This is a genomic window from Paraburkholderia sp. J94 (assembly GCF_905220285.1).
In the GTDB taxonomy this organism is placed as follows: Bacteria; Pseudomonadota; Gammaproteobacteria; order Burkholderiales; family Burkholderiaceae; genus Paraburkholderia; species Paraburkholderia tropica_A.
In genome coordinates, this window is the sequence record NZ_CAJMZH010000006.1 from 19473 (window position 1) to 35997 (window position 16525).

Consider the following 16525-nt stretch of genomic DNA (forward strand, 5'->3'; position numbering starts at 1 on the left):
ATAGACCTGCATGCGCGCGCGGTGTGGCGATTTCTCGGGAAATCTCGGCCTTTTCTCATCGCGTCGTGCGTGCTGCCACATACGTTGTCATCTCTTAATTTCACGCCGATAATGTTCTGGCTCTGGCGCCCGCGGTTAATCAGAAGGCATCTCGCCCAGACCGCCACCGGACCAGACCGTCATGAAACTCTTCGCCAAGGGGCTTCTGCTGATCGCGATTCCCAGCGCCATCGAACTGGCGCTGCTCGGCGTCGTGTTCGATACGCAAGGCAAGACCGCGCAGGCCGCGCGCAGCGCCGACAACAGCAAGCAGATTCTCTGGCAAGCCACCAGTCTCCTCGATCCGCTGCTGCGCGAAGCCGCGCGCGTGCGCACCGCGATCGTGCTCGAAGATGCCTCGTTCATCGACCGCCGCGCCGTCTGGACCGAATTCTCCGATCGCGTCTCGCTGCTCGCGCACATGGTGAACGACAACCCGCAACAGCACGCGCGCGTCGAGCGCATCCGCGCCCACGCGCGGGCGTGGCGCGCGCGCTGCGCCGAGGTCGCCGACGCCTTGCGCGAAGGCCGCGCCGAGACGATGGTGCGCGCGGCCGGCGACGGCATGCCGCCCGAGATCGACGCGGTGCGCAGCGAGCTGGCCGCCTTTATCGCCGACGAAAGCCGCCTCGACGAAGCGCGCAGCGCATCGCTGCGCGAGACGCGCGAGCGCCAGCAGGATGCGCTGATCGTCGCCGTGGTCGGCTCGATGCTGATCTGGGGCGCGACGGCGTGGGCGTTCGCGCGCAACGTCGGCAAGCGGCTCGCCGCGCTCGGCGCGAACGTGGATCGGCTCAGCGTGGGCGCGCCGCTCGCGCAGCCGCTCGCGGGCGACGACGAAATCGCCGCGCTCGACACGGTGCTCAATCAGACCAGCCGCCGCCTGCGCGCGGCCGATCGCGAGCAGGCCGCGCTCAAGCTGCAATTGCAGGCGCGCGCCGCCGATCTCGCGACGGCCAACGACAATCTGCGCCAGGAGAGTCAGGACACCGAGATGTTCATCTACAGCGTCTCGCACGATCTGCGCTCGCCACTCGTCAACCTGCAGGGTTTTTCGAAGGAATTGCAGGTGTCGTGCGAGGAACTGCGCACGCGCATCGACGCGGCGGGGCTGCCCGAAAGCGAGCACGCGCGCATGGTCGAAGTGCTCGACGGCGACGTGGACGAATCGCTGCAATTCCTGCGCCAGGCGGTCGCGCGCGCGGCGGCGATCATCGACGCGCTGCTGCGCATGTCGCGCGCGGGGCGTCTCGAATACCGCTGGCAGCGCGTGAACGTGGCGCGCATCGTCGAGCGCGCGCTCGCGGGGCTCGCGGCCGGGCTCACGCAGCGCGCCCAGATCGACGTGCTCGACCTGCCGCCCGCGTGGGGCGATCCGGCCGCGCTCGAGGAAATCTTCGGCAACCTGATCGACAACGCTTTGCGCCATCTCGATCCGGCGCGGCCCGGGCAACTGGAAATCGGTGCGCTCGACGCGTTCGCGAGTGTCGACAGTGCAGCCGAAAAACCGCTGGAAAAATCGGCGGAAAACGCAGCAGAAAGCGCAGCGGAAAACGCGCGCGATGCGTCGCGCATGTCCGGCGGACATACGCGGACTTATTATGTGCGCGACAATGGCATCGGCATTCCGGCGGCGTATTTGCCGAAGCTGTTTCGCGCTTTTCAGCGTCTGCATGGTGGCGAATCGGCGGGTCAGGGCACCGGGCTCGCGCTCGCGCGCCGCATCGCCGAACGCCACGGCGGGCGCTTGTGGGTGGAGTCGACGGAAGGCGCGGGCTCGACCTTCTTCGTCGCGCTGCCCGATGCGCCAATGCGGCAGGCATGAACGGTCCGGCACGCAGTCACATCGGAGCCGAAAAAACAGCACGCGAACAGCGCGCAATCAATCGATAACGCATCAGAAAACGGTGGAGAGCGGGATGACACGCGGGGAGCAGGCGGGGGAAGGCGCGCAGGCGCAGGCGGGCGTCCGGCCGGACGTCGCGTCAACGGAGCCGGCGGTATCGGCAAATTCAACGGTCCATCCGGCGATGCATTCGGCTATCCATCCGCCGGCACATCCGCCGACACATCCGGCGGCGGATCCCGCGTCAAAGCCCGCATCGATGGAACCCGCCGCGCACGAACCGCGCCCGTCGCGCGCGCAGCGTGTGGCGCTGCCGGGCGAGCGCGTGAGCATCGTGCTGATCGAAGACGACGACGGCCACGCCACGCTGGTCGAGCGCAACCTGCGCCGCTCGGGGGTGTCGAACGACTTCCTGCGCTTTTGCGACGGCCAGGAAGCGCTCGATTATTTTTTCGGCGCGCCAGGCGGCGAGACGCCGGGCGGCACGTCGCTCGCGACGGCGCGCTATCCGTCACGCGAGGCGCTGGCGAATTTCGTCGTGCTGCTCGATCTGCGCATGCCGCGCGTCGACGGCTTCGAGGTGCTGCGGCGTCTGAAGGCCGATCCGTCCACGGCGACCGTGCCCGTGATCGTCCTCACGACCACCGACGATCCGCGCGAGATCGAGCGCTGCTACGAGCTGGGCTGCAACGTCTATATCACGAAGCCGGTCGAATACGACGCGTTCATCGAAGCGGTGCGCCGGCTCGGGTTTTTTCTGCAAGTCGTGAAGCTGCCGCCGGGGCATCGCTTTTCACGCGCCTGATGAGGGTTGGGGGAATGACAAGCTGGAGCCTGTTCCGAGGACCGCGACGCGCATGAACGAAGAAGCAACGCTGTTGGCAGGCGCGCATGTGCTCGTCGTCGACGACGACGAAGGCATTCTGCGCCTCGCGCGCAAATCGCTGGTGCGTGCGGGCGCGCGCGTCGATACCTGCACGAGCGTCGTCGATGCGCGCGACGTGCTCGCGGCCCGCACGCCCGACGTGCTCGTGCTCGACTATCAGCTCGACGGCGCGGAAACCGGCCTCGACTTTTTCCGCCGTCTGCGCGCCGACGACGTGCGCGTGCCGGCTATCCTCGTCACCGGATTCACCGACGAATCGCGTGTGATCGCGGCCTTGCGCGCGGGCGTCTCCGACGTGGTGCCGAAATCGGGCGACTATCTCGACTATCTGCCCGAAGCCGTCGCGCGCGTGCTCTCGCAAGTGACCCTGCAGCGCGATTCCGATCAGGCGCTGCTGCTGCGCGACCGCGAGGCGCATTATCGTTCGCTATCCGAAGCATTGCCGCACCTCGTGTTCACCTGCGACGCGAGGGGCGATTGCGATTTCCTCTCGAAGCAGTGGTGCGACTACACGGGCCTCGACGCCAATGCCTCGCATGCGCTCGCGTGGCTCGACGCCGTACATCCCGACGATCGCGAGGCCATCAGCGCGTCGTGGCTCAAGGCGATCCGCAGCGACAACAGCGAATTCCGTCACGAATTGCGCATACGCCGCCACGATGGCGCGTATCGCTGGTTCGACACGCGCATCGTGGCGATGCGCGATCCGCGCGGCGGCATCAACAAGTGGTTCGGCAGTTGCACGGACATCCACGCGCAGCGCGAGTACAACGAGGAGCGCGACCAGTTGCTCGCCTCCGAGCAGGCGGCGCGCCAGGCGGCCGAAGAAGCCAATCGCGCGAAAGACCGCTTTCTCGCGATGCTGTCGCACGAACTACGCACGCCGCTCACGCCGGTGCTCGCCGGCACGCGTCTGCTCGAACAGATTCCCGGCTTGCCCGAGGCCGCGCGCACGGGCGTGCTGATGATCCGCCGCAACATCGAACTCGAAGCGCGCCTGATCGACGATCTGCTCGATCTCACGCGCGTCGCGAACGGCAAGCTGAGTCTCGCGCTCGATGTCGTCGATGTGCACGAAGTGATCGATGCCGTGCTCGATCTCTTTCACAGCGAAATCCAGATCAAGCAGCAGGACGTGCACGTGGACTTGCGCGCGCAGCATCATTACGTGAGCGGCGACCGCGCGCGCATGCAGCAGATGCTCTGGAATCTGGTGCGCAATGCGGCGAAGTTCACGTCCGACGGCGGCCATATTTTCGTGCGTACGCGCGACGAGCGCATGCACGTGGTGATCGAAGTGGAGGACACCGGCATCGGTATCGCGCCCGAGCAGATCGGCAAACTCTTTCACGCGTTCGAGCAGGGCAGCCACAACATGACGCGGCAGTTCGGCGGCCTCGGGCTCGGGCTCGCGGTCACGAAGGCGCTGACCGAGGCGCATGGCGGTACCGTCAGCGCGAAGAGTCCCGGCACGCATTGCGGCGCGACCTTCACGATCGTGCTGCCCACGGCGGCGCCGGGCGAGGGCGCGGCGCGGCAGGCGGAGCGCGGCGGCGCGTATCATGCGGGCGCGCTGGACATCCTGCTGATCGAGGATCACGAGGACACGGCCGAGGTCATGTCGCAACTGATCCGCGCGCTCGGTCACGACGTGGCGGTGGCGGTCAGCGTGGCCGGCGCGCTCGCGCTCACGGCCGCGCGGCGCTTCGATCTGGTGGTCAGCGACATCGGTTTGCCGGACGGCTCGGGCATCGACTTCATCCGCGCGTTCCGCAAGGAATCGGCGGCGCCCGCCATCGCGCTCACGGGCTTCGGCACCGACGACGACGTGCGCCGCAGCCTCGACGCGGGCTTCACCGCGCATCTCACCAAGCCGGTCAACTTCGAGCAGCTCGAACGGCTGATCGAGGAGGCCGTCGCGCATCGTGCGACCAGCGCGGATCGGGCGGACAGCGGCGCCTAAAAGCAAAAAACCCGCGTGCCGTGACGGCGACGCGGGTTTTTGCTGCATGCCAGGGCATGCAGCGGCGCGCGTTCAGCGCGGCGTATTCTTCAGCGAATCGCGGATCTCGCGCAGCAGCAGCACGTCTTCCGGCGTGGGCGGCGGCTCGGCCGGCGCGGCGGCGGGGTCCGGCTGGCGCAGCTTGTTGATGAACTTCACCATCAGAAAGATGATGAACGCCAGAATGATGAAGTTGATCAGCACCGTGATGAACGAGCCGTAACCGAACACGGCCACGCCCGCGGTTTGCAGATCCTTGTACGAATCGGGATTGCCCTTGAAGGTCTCGGGAATATGCCCGAGGCGCACGAACATGTTCGAGAAATCGAGGCCGCCCGTGACGACGCCGATCACCGGCATGATGAGGTCTTTCACGACCGAATTAACGATGCTGGAAAACGCACCGCCGATGATCACGCCGACCGCGAGATCCATCACGTTGCCTTTGACGGCGAATTCCTTGAATTCCTGAATCATGCTCATGAGCGGGCTCTCCTCTGGACAGGGCGGCACAGCAGGCCTGGGGACATAACGACACAATGGCGCAATGATAGCGAACGGCCCCGCGATGCGGTAGCAATTTGACAGTTCCTGACGTTCGGCTGCTTGCGGGCGTCACGGGCCATGCGGTAATGCACGCAGCGTGCCCGGCTGCGTTTTTCAGCCGGTGCGTTCAGCGCGCGAGTGCGATCTGCTCGTGAAAGCGCTGCGGATCGGTGTTGGTCCCGCACAGCAGGACGCCCACGCGCTTGCCTTGCAGCGTCTCGCGCAACGGGCCGTAGAGGCCCGCGAGCGCGGTCGCGCAGGCCGGTTCGACGGCCAGCTTCAAGGTGTCGAAGATCTGGCGCATGGTGGCGCGCAACGCGTCGTCGGAGACGGTCACGATACGTTCGAGATGACGTCGGCACAGCGTGTAGCTGTATTCCTCCGTGTGCGGCGACATCAGCGAATCGGCGATCGAATGCATGTGCGTCAGGCGCACCGTGTGATTGGCGGCGAAGCTGCGGCTCATGACGTCGGCGCCTTCGGGCTCCACGCCGTACACGCGCACGCGCGGATTGGCGAGCCGCAGCGCCGTAGCGACGCCCGCCGCGAGTCCGCCGCCGCCGATCGGCACGATCACGGCGTCGAGGTCGGGCGCTTGCGTCGCCCATTCGTAGCCGAGCGTCGCGGTGCCGAGCACGGTGCGAAATCCGTTGAACGGATGCACGAAATAGCGGCCTTCCTCGGCTTCCACGCGGCGCACGATGTCGAACGCTTCGCTGCTGTCGTTCGCGCGCACGATTTCCGCGCCCAGATCGCGGCACTGCTCCACACGCGCCTCGCTCGCGGTGCGAAACAGCACGACCTTCGCGCTGATGCCCAGACGCTTCGCCGCGTAGGCCACGGCGATCGCATGATTGCCGCCCGACACGCAGGTCACGCCCGCGCTGCGTTGCGCGGCGTCGAGCGCGAGCAGATGCGTGAACGCGCCGCGCACCTTGAAGCTGCCGCTCGCTTGCAGCAGTTCGAACTTGAAGTTGACGAAGGTGCCGTCGAGCGCGGGCAGATCGTGACGGTCGAACACCGGCGTGCGCAGCACCCACGGCGTGAGCGCGAAGTGCTGCGAGGCGATGTCGTCGAGCGAGGGAATGGCTTCGCCGTCGATCGTTCGGTCGGTGCGCAGCGGCGTGCCGGTGGACATGGGGGCGTCTCTTGCGTCAGCGACGCGGCTTTACTGGACCTGGGCGTCGACGGAAAGGCCGCGCACGAGCTTGCGCAGGAAACCTTCGCACGCCGAAAGCTGCGCGAGCGAGACGTATTCGTTGGGCTTGTGCGCCTGCTCGATGTCGCCGGGGCCGCACACCACGCTCGGAATGCCCGCGCGCGCGAACAGGCCCGCTTCGGTGCCGTAGGCGACCTTGCGGCGCGACTGGTCGGCGGTGAGCGCGCGCACGAGCTGCGTGACGGCGGCCTGCTCGGTGTCGTCGAGACCGGGCGCTGCGGCGATTTTCATGAATTCGATCGCGCCCGCCGGATTTTCGCGCTGCATTTTCGGCACCAGCGTTTCGCGCGCGTATTGCTCGATGCGCGCGAAGATCGCGTCGGGGTCGAGTGTCGGCAGATTGCGGAACTCGAACGCGAAGCGGCATTCGGCGGGCACCGTGTTGATGGCGTTGCCGCCTTCGATCGTGCTGGTTTGCGCGGTCGTGAAGGGCACGTCGTAGAGTTCGTCGAACGGACCGTTGGCGCGGAACGCGTCGGCCATATCGCGGATATAGCAGATCAGGCGCGCCGCGTACTCGATCGCGTTGAGGCCGCGCGGCGTCAGCGACGAATGCGCCGCATGACCGCGCACGCAGCACTGATACGCGTTGATGCCCTTGTGCGCCACGATCGGCCGCATGCTGGTCGGTTCGCCGACGATGCAGCCTTCGGGCTTCACGCCGCGTTTCACGAGTTCCTCGATCATCAGCGGCGCGCCCACGCAGCCCACTTCCTCGTCGAACGAGAGCGCGAGGTGCAGCGGCCTGGCGAGCTTCGTCTGCTGGATTTCGGGCACGAGCGAAAGCGCCGCGCCGATAAAGCCTTTCATGTCACAGGTGCCGCGCCCGTAGAGCAGGCCGTCGCGAATCTCGGGCTTGAACGGATCGCTGTCCCACTTCTGGCCGTCGACGGGCACCACGTCGGTGTGGCCGGACAGCACGATGCCGCCGTTCGTCGAGCCGTCGTGCGCGGGCAGCGTGGCGAACAAGTTCGCCCATTTGCCGTCGCGGCCGTAGGTGAGCGTCGATTCGATGCCGCGCGCGCGCAGGTCGTCGCGCACGGTTTCGATCAGGCCGAGATTCGGATGGCGGCTGACCGTGTCCATCGACACGAGGCGGGTGACCCAGGGAAGCGAGGCGGGAAGATCGGCGGACGAGGCTGCGGACGACGGGGAAGACTGCGCTGATTCAGCGGCGATGGTCATGGTGGACTCCAGCTTGCTTGTGGATTCCATCTTACCCAAAAAGAATCCCGCAAGCTAAAGAGGCGGGCAGCGCGAGCCGGGCAGCGGACGCCCAGGATTGGCGCGACGCAACATGCGGCCCGGCGCCCGTGCCCGCGCGACGAATGCGCGGGCGCGGAGCCGGCCTCACGCACTCGGCGTGAGGCGTGACGCGTAGGGCGCGGCCCTCAAGCCCGCGCGGGCGCGCCGAGCGCGCGCAAGGTTTCCTTCACCGTGGCGACGCGCACCGCGAGGTCGGGGCTGCGCGTTTCGATGCGCAGCTTGTCCTGGCCCGCGAGCTTCACATGCTTGTGCTTCTGCACCATCTCGATGATGCGCATCGCGTCCACGGGCGGATTCGGCACGAATTGCAGGCCGATCACCGCTTCGCCCGCGTCGATCTTCGTGATGCCGAGCGGCTTGGCGGCGAGACGCAGGCGATGCGTCTCGATCAGCGCGTGCGCCTGCGCCGGCATCTTGCCGAAGCGGTCGATCAACTCCTCCTGAATGCCGTCGATCGAATCGTCGTGCTCGCAGTTCGCGAGGCGCTTGTAGAGCGACAGACGCTCCTGCACGTCGCCGCAATAATCGGCGGGCAGGATCGCGGGCGCGTGCAGATTGATCTCGGTGGTCGCCGCGAGCGGCGCGTTGAGATCGGGCTCGCGGCCGTCCTTGAGCGCCTTCACGGCGTCGTTGAGCATGTCGGTGTACAGCTGGAAACCGATCTCCTGAATCTCGCCCGATTGTTTATCGCCGAGCACTTCGCCCGTGCCGCGAATCTCCAGATCGTGCATGGCCAGATAGAAGCCCGAGCCGAGTTCCTCCATCTGCTGGATCGCTTCGAGGCGGCGCTGCGCCTGCTTCGTGAGGCCTTGCGGATCGTGCACGAGCAGATACGCGTAGGCCTGGTGATGCGAGCGCCCGACGCGGCCGCGCAACTGGTGCAGCTGCGCGAGGCCGAATTTGTCGGAGCGGTGGATCAGGATCGTGTTCGCGGTCGGCACGTCGATGCCGGTCTCGATGATGGTCGTACAGAGCAGCACGTTCGCGCGCTGCCCCACGAAATCGCGCATCACGGTTTCGAGTTCGCGCTCGTGCATCTGGCCGTGCGCCACGGCGATGCGCGCCTCGGGCACCAGCGCTTCGAGCATCGCGCGGCGGTTCTCGATGGTCTCGACCTCGTTGTGCAGGAAGTACACCTGGCCGCCGCGCTTGAGTTCGCGCAGCATCGCCTCGCGAATCACGCTGTCTTCCTCGCGGCGCACGAAGGTCTTGATCGCGAGGCGCTTTTGCGGCGCAGTCGCGATCACCGAGAAGTCGCGTAAGCCTTCCAGCGCCATGCCGAGCGTACGCGGGATCGGCGTGGCGGTGAGCGTGAGCACGTCCACTTCGGCGCGCAGCGCCTTGAGCGCTTCCTTCTGGCGCACGCCGAAACGGTGTTCCTCGTCGATGATGACGAGCCCGAGCCGCTTGAACTGCACGTCCGACGACAGCAGCTTGTGTGTGCCGATCACGATATCGACGCTGCCGTCGTTGATCTGCTGGATCGCGCCGGTCACTTCCTTCGCGCTCTTGAAGCGCGAGAGTTCGGCGATGCGCACGGGCCACTCGGAGAAGCGGTCGGTGAAGGTTTGCGTGTGTTGTTCCGCGAGCAGCGTCGTGGGCGAGAGGATCGCCACCTGCTTGCCGCCCATCACGGCGATGAAGGCCGCGCGCAGCGCGACTTCGGTCTTGCCGAAACCGACGTCGCCGCAGACGAGGCGGTCCATCGGCTTGCCGCTCGTCATGTCGCCGATCACGGCGGCGATGGCGGCGGCCTGGTCGGGCGTTTCCTCGAAGCCGAAGCTTTCGGCGAACTTCACGTAATCCTTCGGTTCGAGCGCGAACGCGTGGCCTTCGCGCGCGGCGCGGCGCGCGTAGAGGTTGAGCAATTCGGCGGCGGTGTCGCGGATCTGCTGCGCGGCCTTGCGGCGCGCCTTTTCCCACTGGCCCGAGCCGAGTGCGTGCAGCGGCGCGCTGTCCGGGTCGGCGCCGCTGTAGCGCGAGATCACGTGCAGTTGCGACACGGGCACATAGAGCTTGCTCGCGTTCGCGTATTCGAGGTGCAGGAACTCGGTGTCGCCTTCGCCGAGGTCCATCGTCACGAGACCGTGATAGCGGCCGATGCCGTGCTGCGCGTGCACGACCGGATCGCCCACTTTCAGCTCGGAGAGGTCGCGCACCATCGAATCGACGTTGCTCGCCTGCTCCTGGCGGCGGCGTCCCGCGCGGCGCGCGAGCGGGCCGTACAGTTCCGTTTCGGTGATGACGGCGAGTTCCTCGCCGGGCAGCGCGAAGCCGGTCGACAGCGGCGCGACGCCGAGCACGAAGCGCTCGTCGCTTTCGAGCCAGTCGGCGTAGCTGTCGGCGGAAGTGGGGCGCAGATGGTTGTCGGCCAGCAGTTGCGCGATGGTTTCGCGGCGGCCCGCCGATTCCACCGCGAACAGCACGCGGTTCTTCGTGGTGTCGAGATAGCTGCGCAGCGTCGCGAGCGGGTCGTCGGCGTGACGGTCGATCGCCAGCGTCGGCAGCGGCACGGCCCAGCCGCCCGCGCTCGCGGCGGGCAGCACGAGGCGGCCGAACGGCTTGGCGAGCGTGAAGAAGTCCTCGTCGCTCAGAAACAGGCGCTGCGGTTCGAGGATCGGCCGCTCGCGATCGTGCGAGAGGAAGTTGTGGCGCTGCTTCGTGTCAGCGGTGAAGCGGCGGATCGAGGCTTCCAGATCGCCGGAAAACACCAGTTGCGCGTTCGACGGCAGATAGTGGAACAGCGTCGCCGTCTCTTCGAAAAAGAGCGGCAGATAGTATTCGATGCCCGCCGAGGGCACGCCGTTGCCGATGTCCTTGTAGATCGTCGCGCGGCTCGGGTCGCCTTCGAACACCTCGCGCCAACGGCTGCGAAACGCGGTGCGCGCGGCCTCGTCGAACGGAAACTCGCGGCCCGGCAGCAGGCGCACCTCCTTCACCGGATAGAGGCTGCGCTGGCTGTCCGGGTCGAACGCGCGGATCGAATCCACCTGATCGTCGAACAGGTCGATGCGGTAAGGCAGCGGCGAGCCCATCGGGAACAGGTCGATCAGCGAGCCGCGCACGCAATATTCGCCGGGCCGCACGACCTGGCTCACGTGCTCGTAGCCCGCCAGCGTCAGTTGCGACTTGAACTTCGCTTCGTCGAGGCGCTCGCCCTGCGTGAACGAGAACGTGTAGGCCGCGAGGAACGAGGCGGGCGGCATGCGGTAGAGCGCCGTCGTGGCCGGCACGAGCAGGATGTCACAACGGCCCTCGCCGAGATCGTGCAGCGTCGCGAGGCGCTCGGAGACGAGATCCTGGTGCGGCGAGAACGTGTCGTAGGGCAGGGTTTCCCAGTCGGGCAGCAGGCGCACGCGCGCGTCGGGCGCGAAGAACGGGATTTCCTGCGCGAGCCGCTGGGCGTCGACGGCGCTCGCGCAGATCACGGCGAGGAGCGGCGCGCCGGCGCGCGAGGCTTCGCGGTAGCGGGCGATCAGCAGCGCGTCGGACGAACCGTGCGTGCCGTCGAACGAGAAGCGCTGCCCCGGCTTGACGACGGCAACCGGTGACGAGGACGTGGACGGTGACTGCGAGGATGCGGCGATATCGGACATAGAGGCAACAGGTTGGCTTCGCGATGCGGGCCGGGCTCAGGAAAAAAGCCGCGGGCGCGCGCGAGGCGGAGAGCATGCGATCCGGGGTTGACAGTTAATCGTAACTTTCGCGTAAGGTTCGCGCACGCGCCGAGGCCCGCTGCGGGCCGCTTGCGGGCGGCTTCGCATCGGGCGCCGGCGCGGCCCGCGCGTCGTCTGCGAAGGGCTGCCGGGCGCCCGCCAGAGCGTCGCGCGCGTGCAGATTGCGGGCGATGGGCGTGCGGGCAAAGGACCTATTATAAAATCCGTCCTTTACTTTGACTCATGCGGCTCGCGACACCGTGACCTCACGCCTTTTTGCCTTGATCCCCTGCGCCGGAACCGGCAGCCGTTCGGGATCGGCCATGCCCAAACAATATCGAACGGTCGCCGGACGCGAACTCCTGCACTATACGCTGGCCGCCTTCGATGCCTGCTCCGAATTCACCCAGACGCTGGTCGTGATTTCCCCCGACGATAGCCACTTCGACGCGCGCCGCTTCAGCGGCCTGCGCTTCGCCGTGCGCCGCAACGGCGGGGCCTCGCGCCAGGCGTCGGTCTTCAACGGCCTCGCCGCGCTCGAAGAGTTCGGCGCCACCGACGACGACTGGGTGCTCGTGCACGACGCCGCGCGCCCCGGCATCACGCCCGCGCTGATCCGCTCGCTCGTCGAGGCGCTCAAGGACGATCCGGTCGGCGGCATCATGGCGCTGCCGGTCGCCGACACGCTCAAGCGGGTCGCGCCCCATCACGTGCCGGGCGGCCCGCGCATCGAGCGCACCGAATCGCGCGACGGACTCTGGCAGGCGCAAACGCCGCAGATGTTCCGCATCGGCATGCTGCGTACCGCCATCGAGCGCGCGCAGCAGGACGGCCACGATCTCACCGACGAAGCCAGCGCGATCGAATGGCTCGGTCATTCGCCGCGTCTCGTGCAGGGCAGCCTGCGCAACTTCAAGGTGACGTACCCCGAAGACTTCGCGCTCGCCGAAGCCATCCTCAGTCACAGCAGCAACCGGCCCGCCGGCTCCTGACCGCGCGCCGCGCCTCACCACACGGAAATACACATGGATATCAGAATCGGACAAGGCTACGACGTGCACGCACTGGTCCCGGGACGCCCGCTCGTGATCGGCGGCGTGACGGTGCCTTACGACCGCGGCCTGCTCGGCCACTCGGACGCCGACGTGCTGCTGCACGCCATCACCGACGCGCTGTTCGGCGCCGCCGCGCTCGGCGACATCGGCCGCCATTTCCCCGACACCGACAAGCAGTTCTACGGTGCGAACAGCCGCGTGCTGCTGCGCGAATGCCTGCGCCGCGTGGAAGAGGCGGGCTTCACGCTCGTCAACGTCGACAGCACGGTGATCGCTCAGGCACCCAAGCTTTCGCCGCATATCGACGCCATGCGCGCGTGCATCGCCGAAGATCTCAAGCTGCCGCTCGACCGCGTCAACGTGAAGGCGAAGACCAACGAGAAGCTCGGCTATCTCGGCCGCAGCGAAGGCATCGAGGCGCAAGCGGCGGTGCTGCTCACGCGCGCGTGATTGCGCGCTTGCGTGCTTGCTTGCATTTTAGCCCTTGAAACAAGAGCTTTTCTGAACGACTCGCGCCGCTGCGCAAGCGCCGTGCCGCGCAAGCGTTCATCTGCGTGAGCAGGCTGCGTGCCTGCCCCGCATCCGAGGCGATGGTTGCACCTGCAATCATCGCCTCGTGCTTTTCTTGCCGATTACTTTTCGTTTTTGTCGCCTTATGCTGAAAGCGTAACCGGAAACGGAAAGGGCAATGACGGGACTCGAAAGACGCGTGAAAGGCCTCGACGGTCTCCGGGCACTGGCCGTGATGCTGGTGTTCCTCTCGCACAAGGCGCATCTCGATGCGATCGACGCGGGCAAGATCGGCGTGTGGCTGTTTTTTCTGATCAGCGGCTATCTGATCATCGGCGAGCTGCATCGCAACCGGCTGCGCGTCGAGGGACAGGGCGCGCGTCGCGACGCCGTGCTCTATGTGTTTTTCGTGAAGCGCGCGCTGCGGATTTTTCCGGTCTATTACTTGCTGCTGATCGCGCTGACCATCGCGCACGCTTTGTTCTATCAGCGCGATGTCGAACTGGGCCTCGCCTGGCACTTCGCATTCCTGTCTAATTTCTGGATCGGCGTGGTGCACGATGGATGGCCCGGCACGGTGTCGCATTTCTGGAGTCTCGCGGTCGAGCAGCAGTTCTATCTGATCGCGCCGTTCGCGCTGCTGTTCACGCGCGCGTCGCGGCATCTGGGCATCTGCATCGGCATGATCGCGGCGGCGGCGCTCGCGCATCTGGCGCTCTACGCGACGGGCGCGATCGAGCCGTTGGTCTATGCGTTCTCGCCGTGGAATTTCGCGCTGCTCGCACTGGGCGGCGCGCTCGCGATCGGCGGCCGGCGCGTGCACATCGACGGTCCGGTGCCGCGCGCCGCGTGGTTCGTGCTGGCGTTCGCGAGCCTCGCGGTGTTCGCGTTCGCGCGCGCCGATTGCGACACCTGCGAAGCGACCCAGCGCGCGCTGCTGCCGGGGCTGCTCGATATCGGGCTGTCGATGTCGCTGGGCGCGGTGTTCCTGTGGATCGTGCGCGCGCAGGACAGCGTGCTTGTGGCCGCGCTCGAAGTGAAGCCGCTCGCGTACCTCGGCACGATCAGCTACGGCTTCTATCTGTTTCACAATCTCGTGCCGTCGCGTCTGGGCGACGCGCCCGCGCTTTACACGCGGCTCGGCCTGCCGCCGTTCGCGCAGGACATGCTGGCGCTCGGCGCGCAGTTCGCGCTATCGGTGCTGCTCGCGCATCTGTCGTGGCGCCTGCTCGAAAAGCGCGTGCTCGAATGGAAAGAGCCGCTGGCCGGGGCGATCCGCGAACGCCTGCCGGCGCGCGCGGCTGCCGGCCCCACCTGATTCAGTGCAGGAGACCACCCAGGGCGAATCCGACGACGCCGCTCAGAGCGTCGCGCCGCCCACCTCGCGACCGCTCGGGCACAGCTCGCCGGTTTGCAGCGCGTCGAGCACGCGCAGCACTTCGGCGGCGCTGCGCCCGACGTTGAGCGTGTTCACGCTCACGTACTGGATCGTGTTGTCGGGATCGACGATAAAGGTCGCGCGCAGCGCCACGCCCGCTTCCTTGTCGCGGATGCCAAGCTGATCGATCAGCTCGCCTTTCACGTCGCCGAACGCATAGTGGTTCAGGCGGTTGAGATCCTTGTTCTCGCGCCGCCACGCGAGCTTCACGTATTCGTTGTCGCAACTGCCGCCGAGCAGCACGGTTTCGCGATCCTCGAATTCCTTCTGAAGTTTCGCGAACGCGACGATCTCCGTCGGGCAGACCACGGTGAAATCCTTCGGGTAGAAGTAGATGACCTTCCACTTGTCCGAGAAGCTTTGCTCGGTGATTTCCTGAAACGCGGATTCGCCGTTTTCTTCAGGGAAATTGAAGCCGGGCTTCGCGGCCGTGACGGTGAAGGCTTCGAGTTTGTCGCCGACGGTTTTCATGTCGCTGCTCCCCTGTGACGTATGCGTGAACGCGCGCACGGTGCGCGCGGCCCATCGACAGATTGTGGCAGGGGAAGGCGGCGCGTGCCGCGAGCGTGCGCCGCAGTTGCGGCGGACATTGATCCACGCGTTGATCCGCGTCCGTGCGGGCGCAAATCAACGTGCAAATCAACGGGCGAAAGCCGTGGAAGGTGAGGCGAGGGCGCTCAGGCGCCCTTGGCCAGCGGAAACTCGATGGTGACTTCGAGGCCCGGGCCGGGCGCGCGGTTGCGCAGACGCAGCGCGCCGCGATAGCGGCTCACGAGACGCTGGACGATGGCCATGCCGAGGCCGGTGCCGTTGGCCTGCGTACGGGCGCTGTCGACGCGATAGAACGGCCGCGTCACGAGCGCCAGTTGATCCTCGGGAATGCCGGGGCCTTCGTCGACCACGGACAGCTCCACGCGCGAGTGCGAGACGCGCGTCTCCAGCATGATGTGAGGAATGCCGTCGGTTTCGCTTGCGCCGTACTTGCGCGCATTCTCGATGAGATTGCCCACCACGCGGCGCATGTCGGTGTCGTCGGCTTCGACGACGGCCGTGGGCGCGAGGCGCGTGATCAGGCGCACGCCGTCCTCGGTCGCCATGCGCGCCGCCATCTCGCTCGCGATCACCGAAAGATCGACGCGCTCGGTCATGCGCTGCACGGGCCGCGCATAGTCGAGGAAGCGGCCGATGATCATGTCCATCTGCTCGATGTCGTCGATCATGGCGTCCTTCGTCGTCTGGTCGGACGGGCTCATCTCCGTCTCCAGCCGTAATCGCGCGAGCGGCGTGCGCAGGTCGTGCGAGATGCCCGCGAGCATCAGCGCGCGGTCGGCCTCCAGCTGTTCGAGGTCGCGCACCATCTGGTTGAACGAGCGGTTGGTTTCCGCCGCCACGCCCATGCCGCTTTCGGGCAAGGTCGAGGGCGACTGGCCGGAGCCGACCATGCGCGCGGACATCGCGAGCCGCGCGAACGGGCGGTTCACGAGACTCGTGATGAACGCCGCGCCGAACAGCGATAGCGCGAGCGCGGAAATGCCCCATCCGACCCACTGCAGTCCGGTGACGTTGTCGAGCTGGTCGCGGTCGAGCGCGACCCAGTAGTCGTCGTCGTCGATCTTGAAGCTGATCCACACGCCGGGGATGTCGTTGACCGACTGGGCGATCACCGTGTCGTCGCCGAGACGGCCGCGGATGTCGTGCTCGATCAGACGATTGAGCGACTCGTCGGGCTGGAGCTTGTATTTGTCCGTGGTCTCGCGCGGGTACACGCGCACGCCCTCGTTGCTCTCCAGATCCTGCAGCAGCGCGCGGCGCAGATCGGGATCGGAGTAGAGGAGCGCGGTACGCGTGAGCTTGACCACGGCGACGAGCGCAAGCGCCACGCGCTGGGCGCGTGGCTCTCGCTCAATCACGCGAAAGCTCTGGAACCATGCCGCAAGACTGACCGCGATGAGTAGCGCGATCAGCAGGAAGGTGCGCCAGAACAGGTCGCCGAACGCAAGCGTCAGCAGACGCCGGTCAATCCGCATGAACCCTTCCCGTCAACTGAAGTCGTGCAGGCAAT

12 protein-coding genes are annotated in these 16525 nt (G+C 66.7%); 6 read left to right on the forward strand and 6 right to left on the reverse strand.

Features of this window, described 5'->3' with window-relative positions; all coding sequences use genetic code 11:
* The first annotated feature begins 181 nt into the window (after positions 1-181).
* The 3 genes from U4Y88_RS13730 (at position 182) to U4Y88_RS13740 (ending at position 4734) form a co-directional block, all read left to right on the forward strand.
* Positions 182-1864, forward strand: a complete 1683-nt coding sequence (locus tag U4Y88_RS13730; protein WP_321784563.1) for a sensor histidine kinase — start codon at positions 182-184, stop codon at positions 1862-1864.
* Positions 1865-2144: 280 nt separating this feature from the next.
* A complete protein-coding gene (locus tag U4Y88_RS13735) occupies positions 2145-2690 on the forward strand; it encodes a response regulator (protein WP_224007516.1) in 546 nt (181 codons plus the stop codon).
* A gap of 52 nt (positions 2691-2742) precedes the next feature.
* Complete coding sequence (locus U4Y88_RS13740; RefSeq protein WP_224007519.1) at positions 2743-4734, forward strand: response regulator; 1992 nt, start codon at positions 2743-2745, stop codon at positions 4732-4734.
* A gap of 72 nt (positions 4735-4806) precedes the next feature.
* Here the strand turns inward: U4Y88_RS13740 and mscL are convergent, their stop codons facing one another.
* From mscL to mfd, 4 genes are all read right to left on the reverse strand, one after another.
* The gene (gene mscL, locus U4Y88_RS13745) at positions 4807-5256 is read right to left on the reverse strand and encodes a large conductance mechanosensitive channel protein MscL (protein WP_224007522.1); all 450 of its coding nucleotides are present in this window, start codon (positions 5254-5256) and stop codon (positions 4807-4809) included.
* Positions 5257-5446: 190 nt separating this feature from the next.
* Positions 5447-6457: a threonine/serine dehydratase gene (locus U4Y88_RS13750; protein WP_224007524.1), complete on the reverse strand. Its 1011-nt coding sequence runs from the start codon at positions 6455-6457 to the stop codon at positions 5447-5449.
* 30 nt (positions 6458-6487) lie between these two features.
* Positions 6488-7723 (reverse strand): acetylornithine deacetylase, encoded by a 1236-nt coding sequence (gene argE / locus U4Y88_RS13755; protein WP_310633906.1) that lies wholly within the window; start codon positions 7721-7723, stop codon positions 6488-6490.
* Between the two features lie 206 nt (positions 7724-7929).
* The gene (gene mfd / locus U4Y88_RS13760) at positions 7930-11400 is read right to left on the reverse strand and encodes a transcription-repair coupling factor (RefSeq protein ID WP_321784565.1); all 3471 of its coding nucleotides are present in this window, start codon (positions 11398-11400) and stop codon (positions 7930-7932) included.
* A gap of 320 nt (positions 11401-11720) precedes the next feature.
* Between mfd and ispD the strand changes: the two genes are divergently transcribed.
* The 3 genes from ispD to U4Y88_RS13775 all read left to right on the forward strand — a co-directional run bounded on the left by ispD (position 11721) and on the right by U4Y88_RS13775 (position 14343).
* Complete coding sequence (ispD, locus tag U4Y88_RS13765) at positions 11721-12452, forward strand: 2-C-methyl-D-erythritol 4-phosphate cytidylyltransferase (RefSeq protein ID WP_321784567.1); 732 nt, start codon at positions 11721-11723, stop codon at positions 12450-12452.
* 33 nt (positions 12453-12485) lie between these two features.
* Positions 12486-12965: a 2-C-methyl-D-erythritol 2,4-cyclodiphosphate synthase gene (gene ispF, locus U4Y88_RS13770; protein ID WP_224007536.1), complete on the forward strand. Its 480-nt coding sequence runs from the start codon at positions 12486-12488 to the stop codon at positions 12963-12965.
* A gap of 238 nt (positions 12966-13203) precedes the next feature.
* Positions 13204-14343 carry an acyltransferase gene (locus tag U4Y88_RS13775; protein ID WP_321784569.1) on the forward strand — a complete coding sequence of 380 codons (1140 nt, stop codon included), beginning with the start codon at positions 13204-13206 and terminating at the stop codon, positions 14341-14343.
* A gap of 42 nt (positions 14344-14385) precedes the next feature.
* Here the strand turns inward: U4Y88_RS13775 and U4Y88_RS13780 are convergent, their stop codons facing one another.
* Entirely contained in the window at positions 14386-14934 is a 549-nt protein-coding gene (locus U4Y88_RS13780) for a peroxiredoxin (RefSeq protein WP_310629818.1), read from the reverse strand.
* A gap of 206 nt (positions 14935-15140) precedes the next feature.
* Positions 15141-16490, reverse strand: coding sequence for an ATP-binding protein (locus U4Y88_RS13785; protein WP_224007559.1), 1350 nt, complete (start codon positions 16488-16490; stop codon positions 15141-15143).
* Positions 16491-16525: the final 35 nt, after the last annotated feature.